Genomic DNA, 17,636 nt, shown 5'->3' on the forward strand with positions numbered 1-17,636 from the left:
TTCAGCGCTGAAGTTGGAGCTCTGCGCCCCATAGCGTTTACAATCCCCGCCCTCTCCGACTTCCCCAAGGAATCGCCATGTCCGGGCTTGAACTGTTTGCCGCAGCCCTCGGCGTGATCGCTGTCTGGTTGACCGTCAAGCAGAACCCCTGGTGCTGGCCGATCGGCCTGGTCATGGTGCTGCTGTACAGCTGGATTTTCTTCGAAGTGAAGCTTTATTCCGACATGTTGTTGCAGGTGGTCTACGCGGTTCTGCAGCTGTATGGCTGGTGGCAGTGGACCCGCGCCGGGCGCGATCACGAGGGACGCCAGGTCACTCGCCTGGGCACGCCGTCGGTGTGGCTCGGCCTTGCCATCGGTGCGGCGGGTAGCTTGATGTTGGGCGGTGCGATGGCCCATTGGACCGACGCCGCGCAACCCTGGCTCGACGCGGCGCTCACCGGGTTCAGCTTGGTTGCCCAGTGGTGGATGGCACAGAAACGCGTGCAGTGCTGGCCGTTGTGGATTGTCCTCGACGTGACTTTCGTGGGTTTGTTCATCTACAAGGATCTGTACCTGACCGCCGCCCTTTACGCCCTGTTTACCCTGCTGGCGGTGCAAGGCTGGCGGGAATGGCGTGCCGACCCGGCGCTGCGCACATGAAGGTGGTGGTGCTGACCGGTCCGGAATCCAGCGGCAAGAGCTGGTTGGCGGCCCAGTTGCAGACTTATTTCGGCGGCGTGCGGGTGGATGAATACGTGCGCCACTTCATGGAACAGACCCAACGCGAGACGTCCCTGGACGACATTACCGCTATCGCCACGGGGCAACTGGCCTGGGAAGATGCGGCCCGGGCGCGACAACCGGCCTTGTTGATCCTCGACACGCACCTGTTGAGCAATATCCTCTGGAGCCAGACGCTGTTCGGCGACTGCCCGGCCTGGCTCGAACCGGCCCTGCTGGCACGCCATTACGACTTACACCTGCTCCTCAGCCCCGAACAGGTCGAATGGATCGGCGACGGTTTGCGCTGTCAGCCTGCCCTCGCCGAACGGGTGATTTTTTTTGATGCCATTGAAGACTGGCTGGTTCGCCACCGGCAACCCTTCCTGAAAATCGAAGGTGACTGGGCGCAGCGCCGCGAGCAAGTTCTGGCTGCCGTCTCCCGGTTGCTCCAAGCGTGATGTTTCATCCCTGATACATCCCGCTCTCGCCAAACGCGGATCCACCGCCGCCTCAAGGGTTTGGCAGCCTGACTGTCAAGTCACTGATACACCTTCTCCCAACCCCGATTCTGGGGCCAAACAGTGGCCTGTGGCCGGTAGCCCGTCGGCAGGCATGTTTCATCGATGAAACAGACTGCCTGACGCTCGCCTGGTCATTCCCGCAACTTACTGAAAACCCGCGCTTTTCCAAATCCGGCACAACACCTGCTCCGCTCCTCGCAACGCTGACTAGGGCCAGCGCCAAGTGCAGAAGGAACGAAGTCATGGGGACTATCAACACAAGCTTGACCTGTCTGTTGCTGTTCGGCTGCGCCACCGCGGCAACGCTCAGTCTGCCGGCACAAGCCGAGGGCAACGGCGTCATCGTACTCGACCGTGACGTGCAGCCCGTCCATATCGGTCGCAACGGCGGCAAAGACCCCTACCCGACCACCGTCAACGCCAACCCTTCCGATCGGATCAACCAGGCAACCGCGAGCACTGAGCTCAGCGACGGCGAATTCGCCGGCATTGCCAGCGGCTCGACGATCCGCAACACGGTCAATCCGAATACCGGCGTGCAAGGCCTCAACGTGGTGACCAATCCCAACGGCATGCCGGGCATGAGCGCTGGACACGGTGGCGGTAGCGGCGGCGCCATTTCCGGCACCATCAACCGCTCGCTGAGTTCCGGCCTGGCCCCATTGGGCCGCTTGGCGGGGGGCCAGTGAGATGAAATCGACTTGGCTCCTGATCGCGCTGCTCGGCTCATCCGCCGTGCTCGCCGATCCAGGCGTGGCGGTGAGCCATGCCGATCTGCAGAACTCCGGCAGTCGCTATACCGGCAACCTCAATGTCAACCAGGCGGCCGGGGACCGGACCCAACAGACCAACACCCGGGCCATTGCCATTGGCACCGACGCCCAGGCGACCACCGTCGTGCGGCAACGCCTCGACACGTCGGCCAGTGCATCGATGAACGCAAGCGCGCGCATTGGTGGCAGCTCATTCACCAACGGCAACGGCGTGCTGGGCGTCAACCAGTCCGCCGGCGCCAACAACCAGATGGCCAATGTCATGCGGGTGAGCATCAGTGCCCGCCCGCAAAGCATGGACGACAGCGCCCTGTCTCAACAGAACGTGGCGCTGGTACCGAACTCCGGAGCAACTGACACCCCAACCGGCAGCCGCCAGGTCGCAACGAGCGACCAGGCCTTCACCGGCAGCCGAGGGGTTATCCAGGTGCATCAGAGTGCCGGGGTGGGGAACCGCATGGCTAACACCCTGAGCATCCGGGTCGCTGACTGACCCGGCGCAGCGCATAAGAAAGTACCGACACTTAACCAACGACACGCAAGGAGAAACACCATGAAACCCACAATGGCGCTCAAACCATTGGTTTTCGCTCTCGCCGCTGTCATGGCAATGGCTGCACAGGCTGACGGAAACGGTCACGGCAATGGTCATGGCAACGGCCATGGCAACCACGGCCCTAAAGGGCCAACGCTGGAACAACTGCTCTCCATCAGCGCCGGCGCTGGGGCCACGGTGCTGGATGTGCAGAACAGTGACGGCAACGAAGTGACCAACCAGGCGACCCGAAACACCGCCGAGGCCACTGATTCCCTCAATGGCAGCAACGGCAACATGGGCGCCAACATCGCCGCCGGGGATGGCAACCAGCAGGACAATGCCGCCGCACTGGCCACCGCCGATGAAAGCTTCATCTTCGGCTCGGCTGTCGCCATGTCCAGCGCCACGCAAGTCAATAACAACAACTACGTCAAGAACAACTCCACGCTGAACAACGCGTCGCTCACCAACGCGGGCAACAACGGCTCCGGCAACATCGGCATCAACGTGACCGCCGGCAACTTCAACCAGCAGAAAAACAACCTGGCCATCGCTGTGTCGGGCGGCCGGGTGGCTCAAGCCGCTGCGTCGGCTGACCAGTCTTCCACCGGCCTGGTGGTCGACAACAAAGGCGTGAAGAAAAACGAGGTTGTCACCCTTACCAACAGCTACGAGGCTTCTGGCACCTTCAAGGCCAAAGGCAACGGTACCGTCGAAGATGACGGCGGCTGGGGCAACAGAGGCGGTTACGGTGGCGGCCACGACGACGACAAGTTCAAGTTCTCCGCCGTCGGCACCTTCGAACTGGCCGGCAGCAACACCCAACAAGTGTTGACCCGCGACGGCTGGAAAAACCCTGTGATCAACAACGCAACCATGACCAACTCCATGAACGGCTTCTCCGGCAACGGCGGCGCCAACGTGTCGGCGGGCGTGGGCAATCAGCAGAGCAACTCGCTGTCGATTGCTGCGGGTTGCAAGGCCTGCATGTAAAAAAAGCTTCCCTGTGGCAGCGGGCCCTGCTCGCTCCCACAGGGGCTTTTCCCGATATCCACTAGGCGTATCGATCATGCGTGCGAGAGCGCTTTGCCTGTGTCTATGCTTTGCCTGCGCGAGCGAAGCCGCGCAGATGCCCGTTGCCGCCCTGCCTGGCGGCATGCTCGTCTACAAACCGGTGCAGAGCGTGCGCGAACGCAAGTTCAGCGACATCGTCGAGCAGAAAACCGACTTCAGCTGCGGTGCCGCCGCACTGGCCACCGTGTTGCGCCAGGCCTACTGGCTCGACGTGGATGAAGAACAGGTTATCAAGGGCATGCTGGTCAATGCCGACCACGACCTGGTTCGTACCCAGGGCTTCTCCATGCTGGACATGAAACGCTACGTCGAAACCATCGGCATGCGCGCCCGGGGCTATCGGATACCGCCGGAGAAACTTTCCGCGGTGACGATTCCAGTCGTGGTCCTGATGGATATACGCGGCTACAAGCACTTCGTGGTACTGCAGCGATCCGACAAGCAATGGGTCTACATCGCTGACCCGGTGCTGGGGCACAAACGCTACGCCCATGACGAATTCGTCAAAGGCTGGAACGGCATCGTCTTCGCCATCGTCGGCCCCGGCTACGACAAGACCAACGCGTTGCGCAGCCCACCGCAACCCCTGACGGCACGCAACAAACTGGACGGCTTCAACCCGGTCAAGGACGCGGAACTAATGGATTTCGGCTTCATTCAGAGCGATTTTTTCTAATCGCCGGACAACTGCCAATAAAAATACAAAAGGAGCAGGAAGCTCCGGGAGCAACACATGAAAACCTCATACTGGCTCACGCTGGCCTGCCTGGCCGCAACGACGTCGGGTCTTGCCCACGCCGGTTTCAAACCCATCGAAGTCAAGGATCAGGAACTCGCCGAGCTTCGGGGTCGTTATGTCATGCCTGGGCGAGTCATCAGCTTTGGCATCGTCATGAGCAGCACCTGGCGAAACGCCAGTGGCGACGTGATTGGCGCGTCAAGCTCCATGCAGATCCAGGCCTCGACGGTCAAACCGCAGTTCTATGTGTCCACCATCAAGCAGACCGGCAACGGCAGCGTCCCGGAACAGGGCAACGGCACGGTCACCGGCGGCGCCGGCCTGGGCTCGGGCCAGGGCGTGACCCAAAGCGTGCGAGCCGCGGGTGACGGCAACACGGCCTATAACAACGTCAGCATCAACGTGAAGGAAAGCAGCCACGCCCCTGCCCTGGCCCCCTCGCAAGGCCAACTGCTGACCAAGGGCCAGACCATCAGCGGCAGCAACGCCGCCGGCAGCGTCGCTGTCACCGCGACCGGCAGCGGCGTACAGATGGCGATCCAGGCCAACCATAACCAGGGCAATACCCTGCAGCAGGTGGCCCAGGGTGGCTTGCTGCAGAACACCCGCTTGCTGGGTAACAGCAACCTGGTCAACAACATGACCCAGCTCAATGTCGTACTGAACAACAATGGCCCCAGCACCGGAGCCCTGGACTGCAACCTTACGCAGCTGCGCGGCCTTCGAAACCTCGGATATTGATCTACGCTGATCTCCAATCATTGGGCAAATAGGGACGGCATATTTCATGTATCGATCCGTATCGTTGCGCGCTGTGATGTGTTTAAGCACGATGTTCCCGGCAACTCTGGTGCAAGCTGCACCGGACTCGGACATCGAGGCCCTGAAACAAGAACTTCTAGAGCTCAAGCAACGGTACGAGGTCCAGCAAAAAGCCCTGGCGGTCCTCGAACAACGCGTCCGCCAGGTGGAAGACCAACCCACCGCCCCGCCGCCCAAGCGCCTGGCTAAATCCCCGGCCGACATGAAAGGCAACCAGGGCGTGGCGGGCAGCGGCGCGGCCAGTTCAGGAGGCAGCGGTTACGGACAGTCCCTGGCCGACGATTCGCAGCCGGCCCAGAGCGTCTCCAACCTCTACGATGAAGCCAGCGGCTTCTTCGGCGGCGGAAAATTCAGCTTCGAAACCGGCGTGACTTATTCGCGCTACGACACGCGACAGCTGATCCTCAACGGTTTCCTGGCCCTGGATTCGATTTTCCTGGGCAATATCAACCTCGATCGGATCAAGGCCGACACCTGGACGCTGGACCTCACCGGTCGCTACAACTTCGACAACCGCTGGCAGTTCGACCTCAATGTGCCGGTGATCTATCGCGAATCAACCTACCAGTCCGGTGGCGCCAATCAAGGGGCCGCCGGGGTGACCAGCGAAGAAACCGTCACCCGCGACCCGACCATCGGCGACGTGAATTTCGGCATCGCCTACAAATTCATGGATGAATCGGTCAGCAGCCCGGATGCCGTGGTGACCCTTCGCGTCAAGGCACCCACCGGCAAGGATCCGTTTGGCATCAAGCTGCGCCAGTCCCAGGCCAACACCAACCTGTTCGTTCCCGAAGACTTGCCCACGGGCAACGGCGTCTGGTCGATCACCCCGGGCATCTCCCTGGTCAAGACGTTCGATCCGGCCGTGCTGTTCGGCAGCCTTTCCTATACCCACAATTTCGAAGAATCCTTCGACGACATCAGCTCGACCGTCAACCAGGAGGTGCCTGGCAAGGTGCGGATCGGCGACAGCTTCCAGATCGGCGCGGGTATCGCCTTTGCCCTGAACGAGAAAATGAGCATGTCGTTTTCGGTCTCCGACTTGATCCAGAAGAAAAGCAAGCTCAAGCAGGACGGCGGGGATTGGGAATCGGTGGTGTCCAGCGACGCCAACGCGGGCTACTTCAACATCGGCATGACCCTGGCCGCCAGCGACAACCTGACCATCGTGCCCAACCTGTCCATCGGGCTGACCGACGACGCACCGGATTTCACCTTCAGCCTGAAATTCCCGTATTACTTCTGATGCAAAGGCTGATCATGCAATCGACAACTGAGGGAGATCACAGCCTTGCGCATTAGCCAGGTCGGCGAATCCTGGTGATGGAGATTGCTGGCTTCGATGGCGACATTTACTGGCGCGGGCAATCCCAGTACAAATCTCGAATGTCATCGCGAGCAAGCTCGCTCCCACAAGTATCGTGGGGGCGTCCTACCGGTCGGTTGTGGGGGCTGGAAGCGACGGACGTATTCGGCCTGATCGAACGACGCGGTCTGGAAAGCTGACTCCCCACTGTGGGAGCGAGGCCGTTCAGCGAATCTGGTGCTTGTGCAGCAGCCGATAAAACGTCGGACGCGACACGCCCAGCACACGGGCCGCCACGCTCAGGTTGTCGCTGTGGCGATTGAGCACGTCGCTCAAGGCCTGGCGTTCGGCGCGGGTCTTGTAGTCTTCCAGAGTACCCATCGGGGCGACGACGCCCTGATGGCTGGCCAGGCCCAGGTCCCGGGCTTCGATCTGTCGCCCTTCCGCCAGTACCAGGCCGCGACGGACGCGGTTGGCCAGCTCGCGCACGTTGCCGGGCCAGTCGTGCATCCCCATCGCCACTAATGCGTCCTCGCTGAAACTGCGAGGTCGGCGACCGGTTTCGTGACTGTAGAAATGGGAAAAATGGCTCGCCAGCATCGCCAAGTCGCCATGACGCTCCCGCAACGGCGCCATCACGACTTGCAGAACGTTCAAGCGATAGTACAGATCCTCTCGGAAACGCCGGAGCTCGATGGCCGCTTCCAAGTCCACATGTGTCGCCGCCAACACCCTGACATCAACGGCAATCGGCTGGCTGCCACCGACTCGCTCGATGTGTTTTTCCTGGAGGAATCGCAGCAGATTGGCCTGCAATTCCAGCGGCAAGTCACCAATTTCGTCGAGGAACAACGTGCCACCGTGGGCGGCTTCGATCCGTCCGATCTTGCGTTGATGGGCGCCGGTGAAGGCGCCCTTCTCGTGGCCAAAGAGCTCGGACTGGATCAGATGCTCCGGGATCGCGCCACAATTGATCGCAATGAACGGTTTGTTACGCCGATGGGACTGGCAATGCAGGGTGCGCGCCACCAACTCCTTGCCGGTGCCGCTCTCGCCGCGAATCAGTACGGGCGATTCAGCCGGCGCCAGTTTGCTCAGTAACTTGCGCAGCTCGCGAATTGGCTTGCTGTCGCCCAGCAGCTCGTGTTCAGGCTGATCGATATGGACAGAGCCCTGCCCCCGCAACCGCGCCATGCCGAACGCCCGCCCCAGCGTCACCTGGACCCGGGACACATCGAACGGCAGGGTGTGGAAGTCAAAGAACCATTCGCAGACAAAATCCCCGACGTTCTGCAGGCGCAGCACTTCCTGGCTGAGCACGGCGATCCATTCAGTCCCGCTGCGGCTGATCAGTTCCTTGACCGCTTCCGGCCGCTCCAGATGGAAGGGCTGCAAGCGCAAGAGGCCGACGTCACAGCTCCGGTCGCTGGCATGCTCAAGGGAACAGCTGTCGACATCCCAGCCGATGGCGCGCAAGCCTGGCATCAGGCGATGGCAATCATCACAAGGGTCAACCACGAGAAGGCGACGCAACGCACTGGCTTCGATCATGACTGATCCTTGGCGCCAAAATTAAGGAAATATGATTAGAAACAGGCGTTTGGCGAACCTGCATGTAACAGTAGCAAGAAGTTGACACTTGCTTGTATCGATTAGTTATCAAGTCGGCCCAAAACCGGTTATAAGAAATGCGCTTCGTTAGTTTCCGCGCGTCGAATCTTTCACGGCGCTTTCAAACAAAAGCCGAAAAGCCTGGTCTGAAAGAAAATCGAAATTTATTCAAAGATTGTGTGACCTGGTCCCGGGTTCGGGACATCAGTACAAGTAACCCGCCGCACGGTATGCCCAACCGACGGCACATCATTTGATTGGGCACCCTTGAGAGATAAACGCCATGAACGCCCCGCTCCGTATCAACGAAGCTCTTTTGATTGCCGACCGCGCATTCCGTCCTTTCCAATGCGTGGCCTGGGCCCCACAAGACGGTAACGGCGAACTGAGCCTGACCGTCATTGACCGCACCAATACCCATATCGGTCGTACCCAGATTCCAAGCAGCGCCTACACCGACCCGGCGCAACTTGCCGACCTGTTGAAACAGGCCCGTGCCGAACTGAGCCAGGAAGGCTACAAACTTCAATCCTGGTCGATGCCGGAATAACTTCCCCAAGAAATACCGGTTCTTTTTCAGAACCAAAAAAACGGCGCTTTCCATTTCTGGATAAGCGCCGTTTTTTTATAGGTGAGATCAAGCCGTTCGGCGGTCTTCTTCTTTCAAGCCTTGGAAGTGGCGCAAAACCGCAACACCAGAATGCCTGCAAGTGCAGCCAATGTAGAACCAGCCAATACGCCAACCTTCACTTCATCGATCAACAACTGCGCACCGGGGAACGCCAGGTTGCCGATAAACAAGCTCATCGTGAACCCGATCCCGCACAACAACGCCACGCCATATACTTGCCGCCACGAACTGTGGGTCGGCATTTGCGCCAGCCCGGTCTTGATCGCCACCAGCGCGAAGGTGAAGACGCCGAGCTGTTTGCCCAGCAACAGTCCCGCGGCGACCCCCAACGGCACGGGATCCAGCAGATTGCTCAATGACACACCCGCCAGGGAGACGCCGGCATTGGCAAAACCGAAGATCGGCATGATGAGAAAAGCGACCCACGGCGATAACCGTCGTTCAAGCTTGAGGGATGGGGAATCCTCTGCAGGGGCGTCTTTGTTCAGCGGGATGCAAAAGGCAAGTGCGACCCCCGCCAGCGTTGCGTGTACACCGGATTTTAGAACCAGCACCCACAACACCAAACCCAGCGCCAGATAGGGCAACAGTCTGGTTACCCCGGCCTTGTTCATGATCAGCAACACTGCAATCACCCCAGCGGAAGCCGCAAGCATGGTCACGTCCAGGCCGCTGGTATAGAACATGGCAATGATAGCGACCGCGCCCAGGTCATCCAGAATGGCAAGGGCTGAGAGGAAGACCTTGAGAGACATCGGCACTCGGTTGCCCAGCAACGAGAGCACACCCAGCGCAAATGCAATGTCGGTTGCTGCGGGGATGGCCCAACCCGCCAACGTTTCAGAAGAATGCCTATTGACCCAGGCGTAGATAAGCGCGGGGACAATCATGCCCCCCAGGGCGGCAAAACCCGGCAGTGCCCTCTGGCTCCATTTGGCGAGTTCGCCAATCTGCATCTCACGCTTGATCTCGAGGCCTACCAATAGAAAAAATATCGCCATCAGCGCATCGTTGACCCAGTGTTCAACAGACATACCCAGAAAAGAGGCATGCAGTACGCTGGTATAAGTGGTGAACAGTGGGCTGTTAGCCACGATCAGCGCGGCGAGCGCCGAAAACATGAGCACGATGCCGCCCGAGGACTCCGATTGCATGAAGCGTTCCAGTGGCGTGGCCATGCGCGTATCACCGCCCTGAGTTGAGCTATTCCCCATTGTTTCCTCCCATAATCCGATCAGCGTCGGATTCTACCCAATACTCAAGCCAGCGGGGCAGTTGTCTTACAACTTGATGGAAACAAATTTCAGGCTCGGGAAAAAACGGCGGCTGGCAAGCATGACCACCATAAGAAAGAGCCCGCCCAATCATCCGGGATGGAAGGGAAGTCACCGCGGCAGGATGTACCGCTCGATCGCCAACGCCGCACCGTCCTCGGTGTTGGCTGCGGTGACCACGTCAGCCTGGCGCTTGATCGCCTCTTCGGCCTGCCCCATCGCAATCGAAAGCCCCGCGCGATGGAACATCGCCGGGTCGTTGCCACCATCCCCCATTGCGGCGGTCTGCTCCAGCGGCACGCCGAGGAACTCGGCCAGGGTCGACAGCGCCTCCCCCTTGTTCGCCTTCATCGCGGTCACGTCCAGATAGATCGGTTGCGAACGCGATACCTGGGCCTGGCCTTTGAGCAGTGGGTGCAAGCGCGCCTCCAGCTCCACCAGCAAGTCTGTGTTGGCGCTTGTCGCAACGATCTTGTCGATGCGCTCCAGATAGGGTTCGAAACTGTCCACTTCGACAGGCGGATAACCCAGGCCACGGGTTTCCACCGGCACCATGGGCCCATTGGCGTCGCGCACCAGCCAATCGCCGTCGGCAAACACCCAGACCTCGATGCCGGGCTGATCGGCGTACAAGGCCAGGGTGGCCAGCGCCGCCTCGGGCGGCAGGTAATGCACGGCCAGGAAGGTGCCGTCCGGATGCACCAGCGTACCGCCGTTGAACGCTGCTGTCGGCAGGTCGACGCCCAGCGCCTCGATCTGCTGCAACATTGCCCGTGGCGGTCGTCCGGTGGCGAGGCTGAACAACACGCCGGCCTCGCGCAACGAGCGGACGGCGGCGATGGTGCGCTGGCTGAGGCTGTGATCAGGCAGCAGTAAGGTGCCGTCCATATCACTTAGCAGGAAGCGGATCGGGCGTTTCAGCTGATTACTCATCCGAGGCCATGCCAGACGCGACCGTCGCGAGTCAGCAGATCATCAGCAGCCGCCGGGCCATCCTCTCCGGCCTTGTACGGCTGCACCGTTGCGTCTTCTCGCCACGCGTCGAGGAACGGCTGCACCGCGCGCCAGCCGTTTTCGATGTTGTCGGCGCGCTGGAACAACGTCTGGTCGCCTGTCAGGCAATCGTAGATCAGGGTTTCGTAACCCGTGGACGGCTGCATTTCGAAGAAATCCTTGTAGGCAAAACCCAGCTCGATATTCGCCATGTCGAGGGCCGGCCCGGGCCGCTTGGCCAACAGGTCGAACCACATGCCTTCGTTAGGCTGGATCTGGATTCTCAAGTAGGTAGGTTGCAATTCGTCGACTTCAGTGTCACGGAACTGAGCGTAAGGCGCCGGTTTGAAGCAGATAACGATTTCCGTGTCGCGCACGCTCATGCGCTTGCCGGTGCGCAGGTAGAACGGCACGCCGACCCACCGCCAGTTATCGATCATGACTTTCAGGGCGACGTAGGTTTCGGTGCTGCTGTCGGGCGCGACATTGGTTTCCTCGCGGTAACCCTTCACTGCGTTGCCGCCTACTTCCCCGGCCGTGTATTGGCCACGTACCGAATTGGCGCGCGCCTGTTCCACCGACCAGGGGCGGATCGCCCCCACCACCTTGGCCTTCTCGCCGCGCACCGCGTCGGCACCGAAAGCGGCCGGCGGTTCCATGGCGACCATCGCCAGCAATTGGAACAAGTGGTTGGGCACCATGTCCCGCAGGGCGCCGGTGTGCTCATAAAAACTGCCACGGGTTTCGACGCCAACGGTTTCGGCGGCCGTGATCTGCACGTGGTCGATGTAGTGGTTGTTCCAGAACGCCTCGAACAAGCTGTTGGAGAAACGGCTGACCAGAATGTTCTGCACCGTCTCCTTGCCCAGGTAATGGTCGATCCGATAGATCTGCTTTTCGCCCATGACCTTTAGCAGGCAGGCATTGAGCGCCTCGGCGGTGTGCAGGTCGGAGCCGAACGGCTTCTCGATCACCACGCGCCGGAAGGCGTCATCCTGCTCTTGAAGCAGCCCGGCCGCGCCAAGGCGGCGGACCACTTCACTGAAAAAACGTGGCGCGGTCGCCAGATAGAAAACCGCATTGCCAGTGCCGCTGGCGGCGATTTTCGCCGCCAGCGCTTCGTAGGTGCTGTCATCGAGGAAGTCACCCTGGACGTAACTGATGCCTTGGGCCAGCCTGGCCCACAGCGTCGGATCGAGCGCGCGGTCGGGATCGCCGCCCTTGCTCGCCGCTTCGCTACGAATGAAATCCTCGAGCTTTTTTGCAAAATCCACATCGCTGATGGCGTTGTGGTCAACACCAACGATCTGCAGGCCATCCCCCAACAGCCCGTCACGGCTGAGGTGGTAAAGCGCCGGCATGAGCAAGCGCTTGACCAGGTCTCCATGGGCACCGAACAGGAACAGCGTGGTCGGTGGCGCAGGTTGAGCCTTGGACTTCCTGCCGATCGAGGTCATTTTTTCGTAGTCTCCACATGGCCGCCGAAGCCAAAGCGCATGGCCGAGAGCATCTTGTCGCCATAGGTGGCCTGCTGACGGGAGCGGAAACGGGCAAACAGCGAACTGGACAGTACCGGCACCGGCACCGCTTGCTCGATGGCGGCCTCGATGGTCCAGCGCCCTTCCCCACTGTCGGCCACTTCGCCGGAAAAGCCATCCAGCTTCGGATCGCTGGCCAATGCATCGGCGGTCAGGTCCAACAGCCAGGACGACACCACGCTGCCACGACGCCAGACTTCGGCGATGTCGGCCAGGTTCAAGTCGAAGCGCTGTTCAGGCGGCAGGCTTTCGCTGGATTTTGTCTTGAGGATGTCGAAGCCCTCGGCGAACGCTTGCATCATTCCGTATTCGATGCCGTTGTGGATCATCTTGACGAAGTGCCCAGAGCCGGCCGGGCCCGCATGGATATAGCCTCGTTCGGCGCGATCGTCGTCGGACTTGCGGTCACGGGTGCGTAGAATATCGCCCATGCCTGGCGCGAGGCTTTCAAACAGCGGGTCCAGGCGACGAACGACGTCGGCGTCGCCACCGATCATCATGCAGTAACCGCGCTCGAGCCCCCAGACGCCACCGGAGGTGCCGACATCAATGTAGTTCAAGCCTTTTTCCGACAGCGTCTGGGCGCGGCGAATGTCGTCCTTGTAATACGTGTTACCGCCATCGATGACCACGTCGCCCGGCTCCAGCAGTTCGCTGAGCACGTTGATGGTGTCCTCGGTGGGTGCGCCGGCCGGCAGCATGACCCAGACCGCCCGAGGCTTTTGCAGCCCGGCGACCAGAGCCGGCAGGTCCGCGACGCCCGTCGCGCCTTCCTGGCTCAGGTTTTCGACGAAAGCGGCATTGCGGTCATAAACAACGGTGGTGTGCCCATTGAGCATCAGGCGCCGTGCAATATTGCCGCCCATGCGGCCCAGTCCGATGATCCCGAGTTGCATGTGCTGATGCTCCCTACTACAAATTAAGGTGTGTCAAAGGTTTAGCTCAAGGTGACTTGTGGAGGTTAGTCCAGAGCATTGCCGCATAGTTTCCGGGTAAATCGCCCGATCACAAAGGATAACGTTCAATAACCCGCCGAAGACACGTCGACCATGAAAAATAAAAAAGTTCCATCAACGGGCAAAAGTATTCAGAATTGGTGCCGATAAAGAATTGTCGCCAAGAAACTGACGACATCTCTCTAGTTGATGTAGCCATTTGCGAGGTGAGCAATGGGCCCTGTCGTTACCGCACGTCCTCCTCAGACCCTTTACGTGACCATTCGTCGCGACGAACTACGCCTGCTGAAAGAAGAGCGTGATTTGCTGCTTGATGAAGTGACGCAGTTGCGCTTGCAGTTGCAACACGCACAGCTTCCTTACCAGAGCCAGGCTTTGGCTCGCTGATTCTGGCCCAGGCGGCACGTGGCACCGGGCGAGCCGGTGTCACACTGACAAACACTCCTAATTACCCTTGTGGCGATCGAGCTTGCTCCATCGCCACAAAGCCGTTCCCGCCACACCAGCGGAACCGGACGCCATGATTCGCCTGCAAAAAACTCACGAAGTTTTCACACCACCCTCGCAATACTCCTGCGCTGACAAATAGTTACGACGCATACTGCCGGCGCCAGATCGGTGCCAGTGGACCCCGTCGGCAAAAGCTGGAGCGCTTGATGAGTGTGTTCAAACGCAGCAAAACGACTGCGAAAAGTTTCGATTGGGCCGGGTTCGGCTGGCTTTTTCTGTTCTTCTGGTATTTTTCCGGCATTACCCAATTGCTTATCCTGGCAAGCGATACCTCAGGTTTCACCGGGTTTCGCCAAGCCTTCGTCATGAGTGCGTTCTGGCTGGCGCCGCTGCTGCTGTTTCCGGCTCGCACGCGCCTGCTCGCCGCGGCGATCGGCGTGGTGCTGTGGGCATGCTCGATGGCCAGCCTGGGCTATTTCTTTATTTACCAGCAGGAATTTTCCCAAAGCGTCATCTTCATCATGTTCGAGTCGAACGTGAACGAAGCCGGCGAATACATGACCCAGTATTTCGCTTGGTGGATGGTGCCGGCGTTCCTCGCACACACCCTGGTTGGCTATTTCCTCTGGACACGCCTGCGCCCGGTCTATTTGCCCCGGGGCCAGGCGATGATCGCCGCCGGCCTGATCGTCGTTGCCGTCGTCGGTTACCCATTGGTCAAGCAGACCCTGCGCACTGGCACGCTTGCCGGCGGTCTGGAGAAATTCGAGGATCGCATCGAGCCGGCCGTGCCCTGGCAGATGCTGGTGGCTTATCGTCGCTACGGTGAACAGCTGGAAAACATGCAAGGCATGCTTCAAAGCACCAGCAAGATCGCGCCCCTGCGCAACCTCAAAGACAGCGCAGCCAACCAGCCCGCGACCCTGGTGCTGGTGATCGGCGAATCCACCAATCGCCAGCGCATGAGCCTGTATGGCTATCCGAGGGAAACGACGCCGGAGCTGGACAAGCTCAAGGATCAACTCGCGGTATTTGACAATGTCATCACCCCGCGGCCCTACACCATCGAAGCCTTGCAGCAGGTGCTGACCTTCGCCGACGAGGAAAGTCCCGACCTCTACCTCAGCACACCGTCACTGGTGAGCATGATGAAACAGGCCGGCTACAAGACGTTCTGGATCACCAACCAGCAGACGATGACCAAGCGCAACACCATGCTCACAACCTTCTCCCAACAGGCCGATGAGCAGGTCTACCTGAACAACAACCGCAACCAGAATGCCGCGCAATACGATGGCGACGTGATCGAACCGTTCAACAAAGCCCTGGCGGACACCGCGCCACGCAAGCTGATTGTGGTTCACCTGCTCGGCACACACATGAGTTATCAATACCGCTATCCGCCGACCTTCAATAAATTCACCGATCGCCAGGGCGTGCCCGCCGGCGTACGTGACGACCAGGTGCCGACCTACAACAGCTACGACAACGCGGTGCTGTACAACGACTTCGTCGTCTCCAGCCTGATCAAGGACTACGCCCGCACCGACCCCAACGGTTTCCTGTTGTACCTGTCGGACCATGGCGAGGACGTCTTCGATTCGCCAGGGCATGACACCCTGGGCCGCAACGAAGGCAAGCCGACCGCGCCGATGTACACCATTCCGTTCATGGCCTGGGCCTCGCCCAAATGGCGCGAAACCCATGACTGGAACTTCACCGGCGACCTGTCACGTCCTTACAGCAGCTCACACCTGATCCACACCTGGGCGGACTTGGCGGGCTTGAACTTCGATGAGCTGGACCGGAGCAAAAGCTTGGTCAGCGATTCGTTCACGGCGCTCCCATTGCTGATCGGCAACCCCTATCAAAGCCAGCATAAGGCGCTGATCGATTTCAGCCTCATGAAACCCAAGGGGCCGGCGGGCCAGGTCGTTTTGAAGTAGCCGAAAAGTCCCCGTTGCTACAGGGGTTTGATCCAGAACAACATACGGCCATGGGCCGGGTCGAACATGCCGGCGGCAAAACCGAACTTGGCATAACTGGCCTGGGCCACGGCGTTGCCTTCCAGCACTTCCAGGGTGATCTTGCAGCACCCACGCTGGCGGGCAATATCTTCGACTTTCTGCAACATCTTCTGGCTCAAGCCCAGCCCGCGAAACGCTGGCATCACCGCAACATCGTGGACGTTCACCAACGGTCGGCAGGCAAACGTCGAGAAACCCTCGAAGCAATTGATCAACCCTGCCGGTTCACCATTGACGAACGCCAGCACACTGAAGGCATGTGCGCGCTTGGCCAGTTCCTGGGGCAAATGCGCAAGCACTTCGGCCGGTAGCGAATGGCCGCCACCCATCGGATCCTCGGCATAGCCGTTGAGCACGTGGCAAATCGCTTCGGCATGGATCGGATTGCTGTAGCTGGCTTGCAATACAAGGATTTCCTTGGCTTCTTCCATGATCTTCCATCTCGTTTTCGGTATGGCCGACGGCTTGGCCGCGGCGGGATCCGGTCAGGCGAGCTGACCGAAACGTTGCAATTGCATTTCCTGGAGGCGACTGAGAGTACGGCGAAACGGGAATTGCAGATAGCCCTCCGTGTACAACTGGTCCATCGGAACCTGGGCCGACAGATACAACGGCACCTTTCGGTCATAACACTCATCGACCAGAGCGATGAACCGACGGACGCCATCGTCGTGTATCGACAGCTGCGGCAACACGCGGTCGCCGGCCTCGACCCGCTCCACCCCGTCCTCGGTGCCACGGGCGATACGCCCTTCACGCTGTTCGGCGCTCAGGCACGGGACATCGCTGAGAAGGATGGCGCTGAAACGGTCGCACAGCGCCATGAAGTCGACGGCCGAGAACGGTTGTTCGCAGATATCCGGATAGCGGCTCCAGAGCACCTTGTCACAAGCCTTGAGCGCCATGACCTGGCGATGGCCGACTTCGATCGGCTGACTGACAGGTGCCTGCCCCTTGCTCAACCGGTCGAAGACCTCCGCCAAAGGGTCCGCCTGGGCCGGGTCACGCACCCAGTAGCGCTGCTGCAGCGCCCCCGGGTGCTGGCGGTGGTCTTGCCAGCCGTTGACCGGAACTACTTGCATGTAGCGTTTGATGGACGCAATGGTCGGCAGGAATCGCTCCCGGTTATGGCCGCTGGCATAAAGTTCATCCGGCGGCAGGTTGGAGGTGCTGACCACAACCATGCCCAATTCGAACATGACCTGGAACAGGCGGCCAAGAATGATCGCATCGCCGATGTCCGTGACGAACAGCTCGTCGAAGCACAGCACGCGCACTTCTCGGCTCAACTCCCGCGCAAGCGCCTGCAACGGGTCCGGTGTGCCGGTGAGCTGGAACGAGCGCTGATGCACCCAGGCCATGAAATGGTGGAAGTGTTGCCGACGGGCCGGAACCTTGAGGCTTTCATAGAAGCGGTCCATGAGCCACGTCTTGCCGCGCCCGACCGGCCCCCACAGATAGACGCCCTTGATCGACTTGCGGCCCTCATGCAATGCCTTGTGGCATTGCTCAAGGGCCATGATGGCCAACTCCTGGGCTTCATCCTGGACAAAACCATGGTGTTCGATAGCGTGTTGCCAAGCGCTCAAGGGTGAGTCGAAAGTCATACGGCCCGGGTCCGGAAGGCAAAGGTGGGGAGTATGCCATGCGGGGCGATCCCGTGCGTTTCTCCTCAA

Annotated in this window: 18 protein-coding genes; 11 read left to right on the forward strand and 7 right to left on the reverse strand. The window is 60.1% G+C overall.

The window, feature by feature from the left end:
- Window positions 1-77 precede the first annotated feature (77 nt).
- The 8 genes from pnuC to J3P90_RS14110 all read left to right on the forward strand — a co-directional run bounded on the left by pnuC (window position 78) and on the right by J3P90_RS14110 (window position 6,420).
- Entirely contained in the window at window positions 78-641 is a 564-nt protein-coding gene (gene pnuC / locus J3P90_RS14075; RefSeq protein WP_434674907.1) for a nicotinamide riboside transporter PnuC, read from the forward strand.
- A complete protein-coding gene (locus tag J3P90_RS14080) occupies window positions 638-1,162 on the forward strand; it encodes an AAA family ATPase (RefSeq protein ID WP_420766842.1) in 525 nt (174 codons plus the stop codon). Before pnuC ends, J3P90_RS14080 begins: the two co-directional genes overlap by 4 nt.
- Window positions 1,163-1,467: 305 nt before the next feature.
- A complete protein-coding gene (locus tag J3P90_RS14085; RefSeq protein WP_420766841.1) occupies window positions 1,468-1,914 on the forward strand; it encodes a hypothetical protein in 447 nt (148 codons plus the stop codon).
- Window position 1,915: 1 nt separating this feature from the next.
- Window positions 1,916-2,491, forward strand: a complete 576-nt coding sequence (locus J3P90_RS14090; protein ID WP_434674908.1) for an adhesin — start codon at window positions 1,916-1,918, stop codon at window positions 2,489-2,491.
- Between the two features lie 60 nt (window positions 2,492-2,551).
- Window positions 2,552-3,529 carry a heme utilization protein gene (locus tag J3P90_RS14095; RefSeq protein ID WP_420766839.1) on the forward strand — a complete coding sequence of 326 codons (978 nt, stop codon included), beginning with the start codon at window positions 2,552-2,554 and terminating at the stop codon, window positions 3,527-3,529.
- Between the two features lie 76 nt (window positions 3,530-3,605).
- The gene (locus tag J3P90_RS14100; protein ID WP_420766838.1) at window positions 3,606-4,286 is read left to right on the forward strand and encodes a C39 family peptidase; all 681 of its coding nucleotides are present in this window, start codon (window positions 3,606-3,608) and stop codon (window positions 4,284-4,286) included.
- A 57-nt stretch (window positions 4,287-4,343) separates the two neighbouring features.
- The gene (locus tag J3P90_RS14105) at window positions 4,344-5,090 is read left to right on the forward strand and encodes a hypothetical protein (protein WP_420766837.1); all 747 of its coding nucleotides are present in this window, start codon (window positions 4,344-4,346) and stop codon (window positions 5,088-5,090) included.
- A 46-nt stretch (window positions 5,091-5,136) separates the two neighbouring features.
- Window positions 5,137-6,420 carry a hypothetical protein gene (locus J3P90_RS14110; protein WP_434563902.1) on the forward strand — a complete coding sequence of 428 codons (1,284 nt, stop codon included), beginning with the start codon at window positions 5,137-5,139 and terminating at the stop codon, window positions 6,418-6,420.
- 285 nt (window positions 6,421-6,705) lie between these two features.
- Here J3P90_RS14110 and J3P90_RS14115 read toward each other — a convergent pair whose 3' ends face one another.
- Window positions 6,706-8,031 (reverse strand): sigma-54 dependent transcriptional regulator, encoded by a 1,326-nt coding sequence (locus J3P90_RS14115; protein ID WP_420766835.1) that lies wholly within the window; start codon window positions 8,029-8,031, stop codon window positions 6,706-6,708.
- Between the two features lie 343 nt (window positions 8,032-8,374).
- On the opposite strand from J3P90_RS14115, the gene J3P90_RS14120 reads away from it, so the two are divergent.
- Window positions 8,375-8,641, forward strand: coding sequence for a hypothetical protein (locus J3P90_RS14120; protein ID WP_030142711.1), 267 nt, complete (start codon window positions 8,375-8,377; stop codon window positions 8,639-8,641).
- A gap of 113 nt (window positions 8,642-8,754) precedes the next feature.
- On the opposite strand, the gene nhaA is transcribed toward J3P90_RS14120, so the two are convergent.
- The 4 genes from nhaA to gnd all read right to left on the reverse strand — a co-directional run bounded on the left by nhaA (window position 8,755) and on the right by gnd (window position 13,423).
- On the reverse strand, window positions 8,755-9,900 hold the full coding sequence (nhaA, locus tag J3P90_RS14125) for a Na+/H+ antiporter NhaA (protein ID WP_434674909.1): 1,146 nt from the start codon (window positions 9,898-9,900) through the stop codon (window positions 8,755-8,757).
- Between the two features lie 207 nt (window positions 9,901-10,107).
- Window positions 10,108-10,929, reverse strand: coding sequence for an HAD family hydrolase (locus J3P90_RS14130; RefSeq protein ID WP_420766833.1), 822 nt, complete (start codon window positions 10,927-10,929; stop codon window positions 10,108-10,110).
- A complete protein-coding gene (zwf, locus tag J3P90_RS14135; protein WP_434563900.1) occupies window positions 10,926-12,446 on the reverse strand; it encodes a glucose-6-phosphate dehydrogenase in 1,521 nt (506 codons plus the stop codon). Before zwf ends, J3P90_RS14130 begins: the two co-directional genes overlap by 4 nt.
- Window positions 12,443-13,423 (reverse strand): phosphogluconate dehydrogenase (NAD(+)-dependent, decarboxylating), encoded by a 981-nt coding sequence (gene gnd / locus J3P90_RS14140; RefSeq protein ID WP_434563898.1) that lies wholly within the window; start codon window positions 13,421-13,423, stop codon window positions 12,443-12,445. Before gnd ends, zwf begins: the two co-directional genes overlap by 4 nt.
- Before the next feature lie 273 nt (window positions 13,424-13,696).
- On the opposite strand from gnd, the gene J3P90_RS14145 reads away from it, so the two are divergent.
- Both J3P90_RS14145 and J3P90_RS14150 read left to right on the forward strand, forming a co-directional pair.
- On the forward strand, window positions 13,697-13,870 hold the full coding sequence (locus J3P90_RS14145) for a DUF6026 family protein (RefSeq protein ID WP_196304772.1): 174 nt from the start codon (window positions 13,697-13,699) through the stop codon (window positions 13,868-13,870).
- Between the two features lie 269 nt (window positions 13,871-14,139).
- Complete coding sequence (locus J3P90_RS14150; RefSeq protein ID WP_434674910.1) at window positions 14,140-15,879, forward strand: phosphoethanolamine transferase CptA; 1,740 nt, start codon at window positions 14,140-14,142, stop codon at window positions 15,877-15,879.
- Window positions 15,880-15,896: 17 nt separating this feature from the next.
- Here the strand turns inward: J3P90_RS14150 and J3P90_RS14155 are convergent, their stop codons facing one another.
- Both J3P90_RS14155 and zapE read right to left on the reverse strand, forming a co-directional pair.
- Window positions 15,897-16,391: a GNAT family N-acetyltransferase gene (locus tag J3P90_RS14155; RefSeq protein WP_420766829.1), complete on the reverse strand. Its 495-nt coding sequence runs from the start codon at window positions 16,389-16,391 to the stop codon at window positions 15,897-15,899.
- A 54-nt stretch (window positions 16,392-16,445) separates the two neighbouring features.
- The gene (gene zapE, locus J3P90_RS14160) at window positions 16,446-17,567 is read right to left on the reverse strand and encodes a cell division protein ZapE (RefSeq protein ID WP_434674911.1); all 1,122 of its coding nucleotides are present in this window, start codon (window positions 17,565-17,567) and stop codon (window positions 16,446-16,448) included.
- Window positions 17,568-17,636 lie beyond the last annotated feature (69 nt).

It is taken from the genome of Pseudomonas sp. D3-10, from assembly GCF_051132175.1.
Classification (GTDB): Bacteria; Pseudomonadota; Gammaproteobacteria; order Pseudomonadales; family Pseudomonadaceae; genus Aquipseudomonas.

What these genes read in the sequence shown, in the direction of transcription:
- pnuC (WP_434674907.1), top strand. Translation starts at nt 78, where the DNA reads ATGTCCGGGCTTGAACTGTTTGCCGCAGCCCTCGGCGTGATCGCTGTC.
- J3P90_RS14080 (WP_420766842.1), top strand. Translation starts at nt 638, where the DNA reads ATGAAGGTGGTGGTGCTGACCGGTCCGGAATCCAGCGGCAAGAGCTGG.
- J3P90_RS14085 (WP_420766841.1), top strand. Translation starts at nt 1,468, where the DNA reads ATGGGGACTATCAACACAAGCTTGACCTGTCTGTTGCTGTTCGGCTGC.
- J3P90_RS14090 (WP_434674908.1), top strand. Translation starts at nt 1,916, where the DNA reads ATGAAATCGACTTGGCTCCTGATCGCGCTGCTCGGCTCATCCGCCGTG.
- J3P90_RS14095 (WP_420766839.1), top strand. Translation starts at nt 2,552, where the DNA reads ATGAAACCCACAATGGCGCTCAAACCATTGGTTTTCGCTCTCGCCGCT.
- J3P90_RS14100 (WP_420766838.1), top strand. Translation starts at nt 3,606, where the DNA reads ATGCGTGCGAGAGCGCTTTGCCTGTGTCTATGCTTTGCCTGCGCGAGC.
- J3P90_RS14105 (WP_420766837.1), top strand. Translation starts at nt 4,344, where the DNA reads ATGAAAACCTCATACTGGCTCACGCTGGCCTGCCTGGCCGCAACGACG.
- J3P90_RS14110 (WP_434563902.1), top strand. Translation starts at nt 5,137, where the DNA reads ATGTATCGATCCGTATCGTTGCGCGCTGTGATGTGTTTAAGCACGATG.
- J3P90_RS14115 (WP_420766835.1), bottom strand. Translation starts at nt 8,031, where the DNA reads ATGATCGAAGCCAGTGCGTTGCGTCGCCTTCTCGTGGTTGACCCTTGT.
- J3P90_RS14120 (WP_030142711.1), top strand. Translation starts at nt 8,375, where the DNA reads ATGAACGCCCCGCTCCGTATCAACGAAGCTCTTTTGATTGCCGACCGC.
- nhaA (WP_434674909.1), bottom strand. Translation starts at nt 9,900, where the DNA reads ATGGCCACGCCACTGGAACGCTTCATGCAATCGGAGTCCTCGGGCGGC.
- J3P90_RS14130 (WP_420766833.1), bottom strand. Translation starts at nt 10,929, where the DNA reads ATGAGTAATCAGCTGAAACGCCCGATCCGCTTCCTGCTAAGTGATATG.
- zwf (WP_434563900.1), bottom strand. Translation starts at nt 12,446, where the DNA reads ATGACCTCGATCGGCAGGAAGTCCAAGGCTCAACCTGCGCCACCGACC.
- gnd (WP_434563898.1), bottom strand. Translation starts at nt 13,423, where the DNA reads ATGCAACTCGGGATCATCGGACTGGGCCGCATGGGCGGCAATATTGCA.
- J3P90_RS14145 (WP_196304772.1), top strand. Translation starts at nt 13,697, where the DNA reads ATGGGCCCTGTCGTTACCGCACGTCCTCCTCAGACCCTTTACGTGACC.
- J3P90_RS14150 (WP_434674910.1), top strand. Translation starts at nt 14,140, where the DNA reads ATGAGTGTGTTCAAACGCAGCAAAACGACTGCGAAAAGTTTCGATTGG.
- J3P90_RS14155 (WP_420766829.1), bottom strand. Translation starts at nt 16,391, where the DNA reads ATGGAAGAAGCCAAGGAAATCCTTGTATTGCAAGCCAGCTACAGCAAT.
- zapE (WP_434674911.1), bottom strand. Translation starts at nt 17,567, where the DNA reads ATGACTTTCGACTCACCCTTGAGCGCTTGGCAACACGCTATCGAACAC.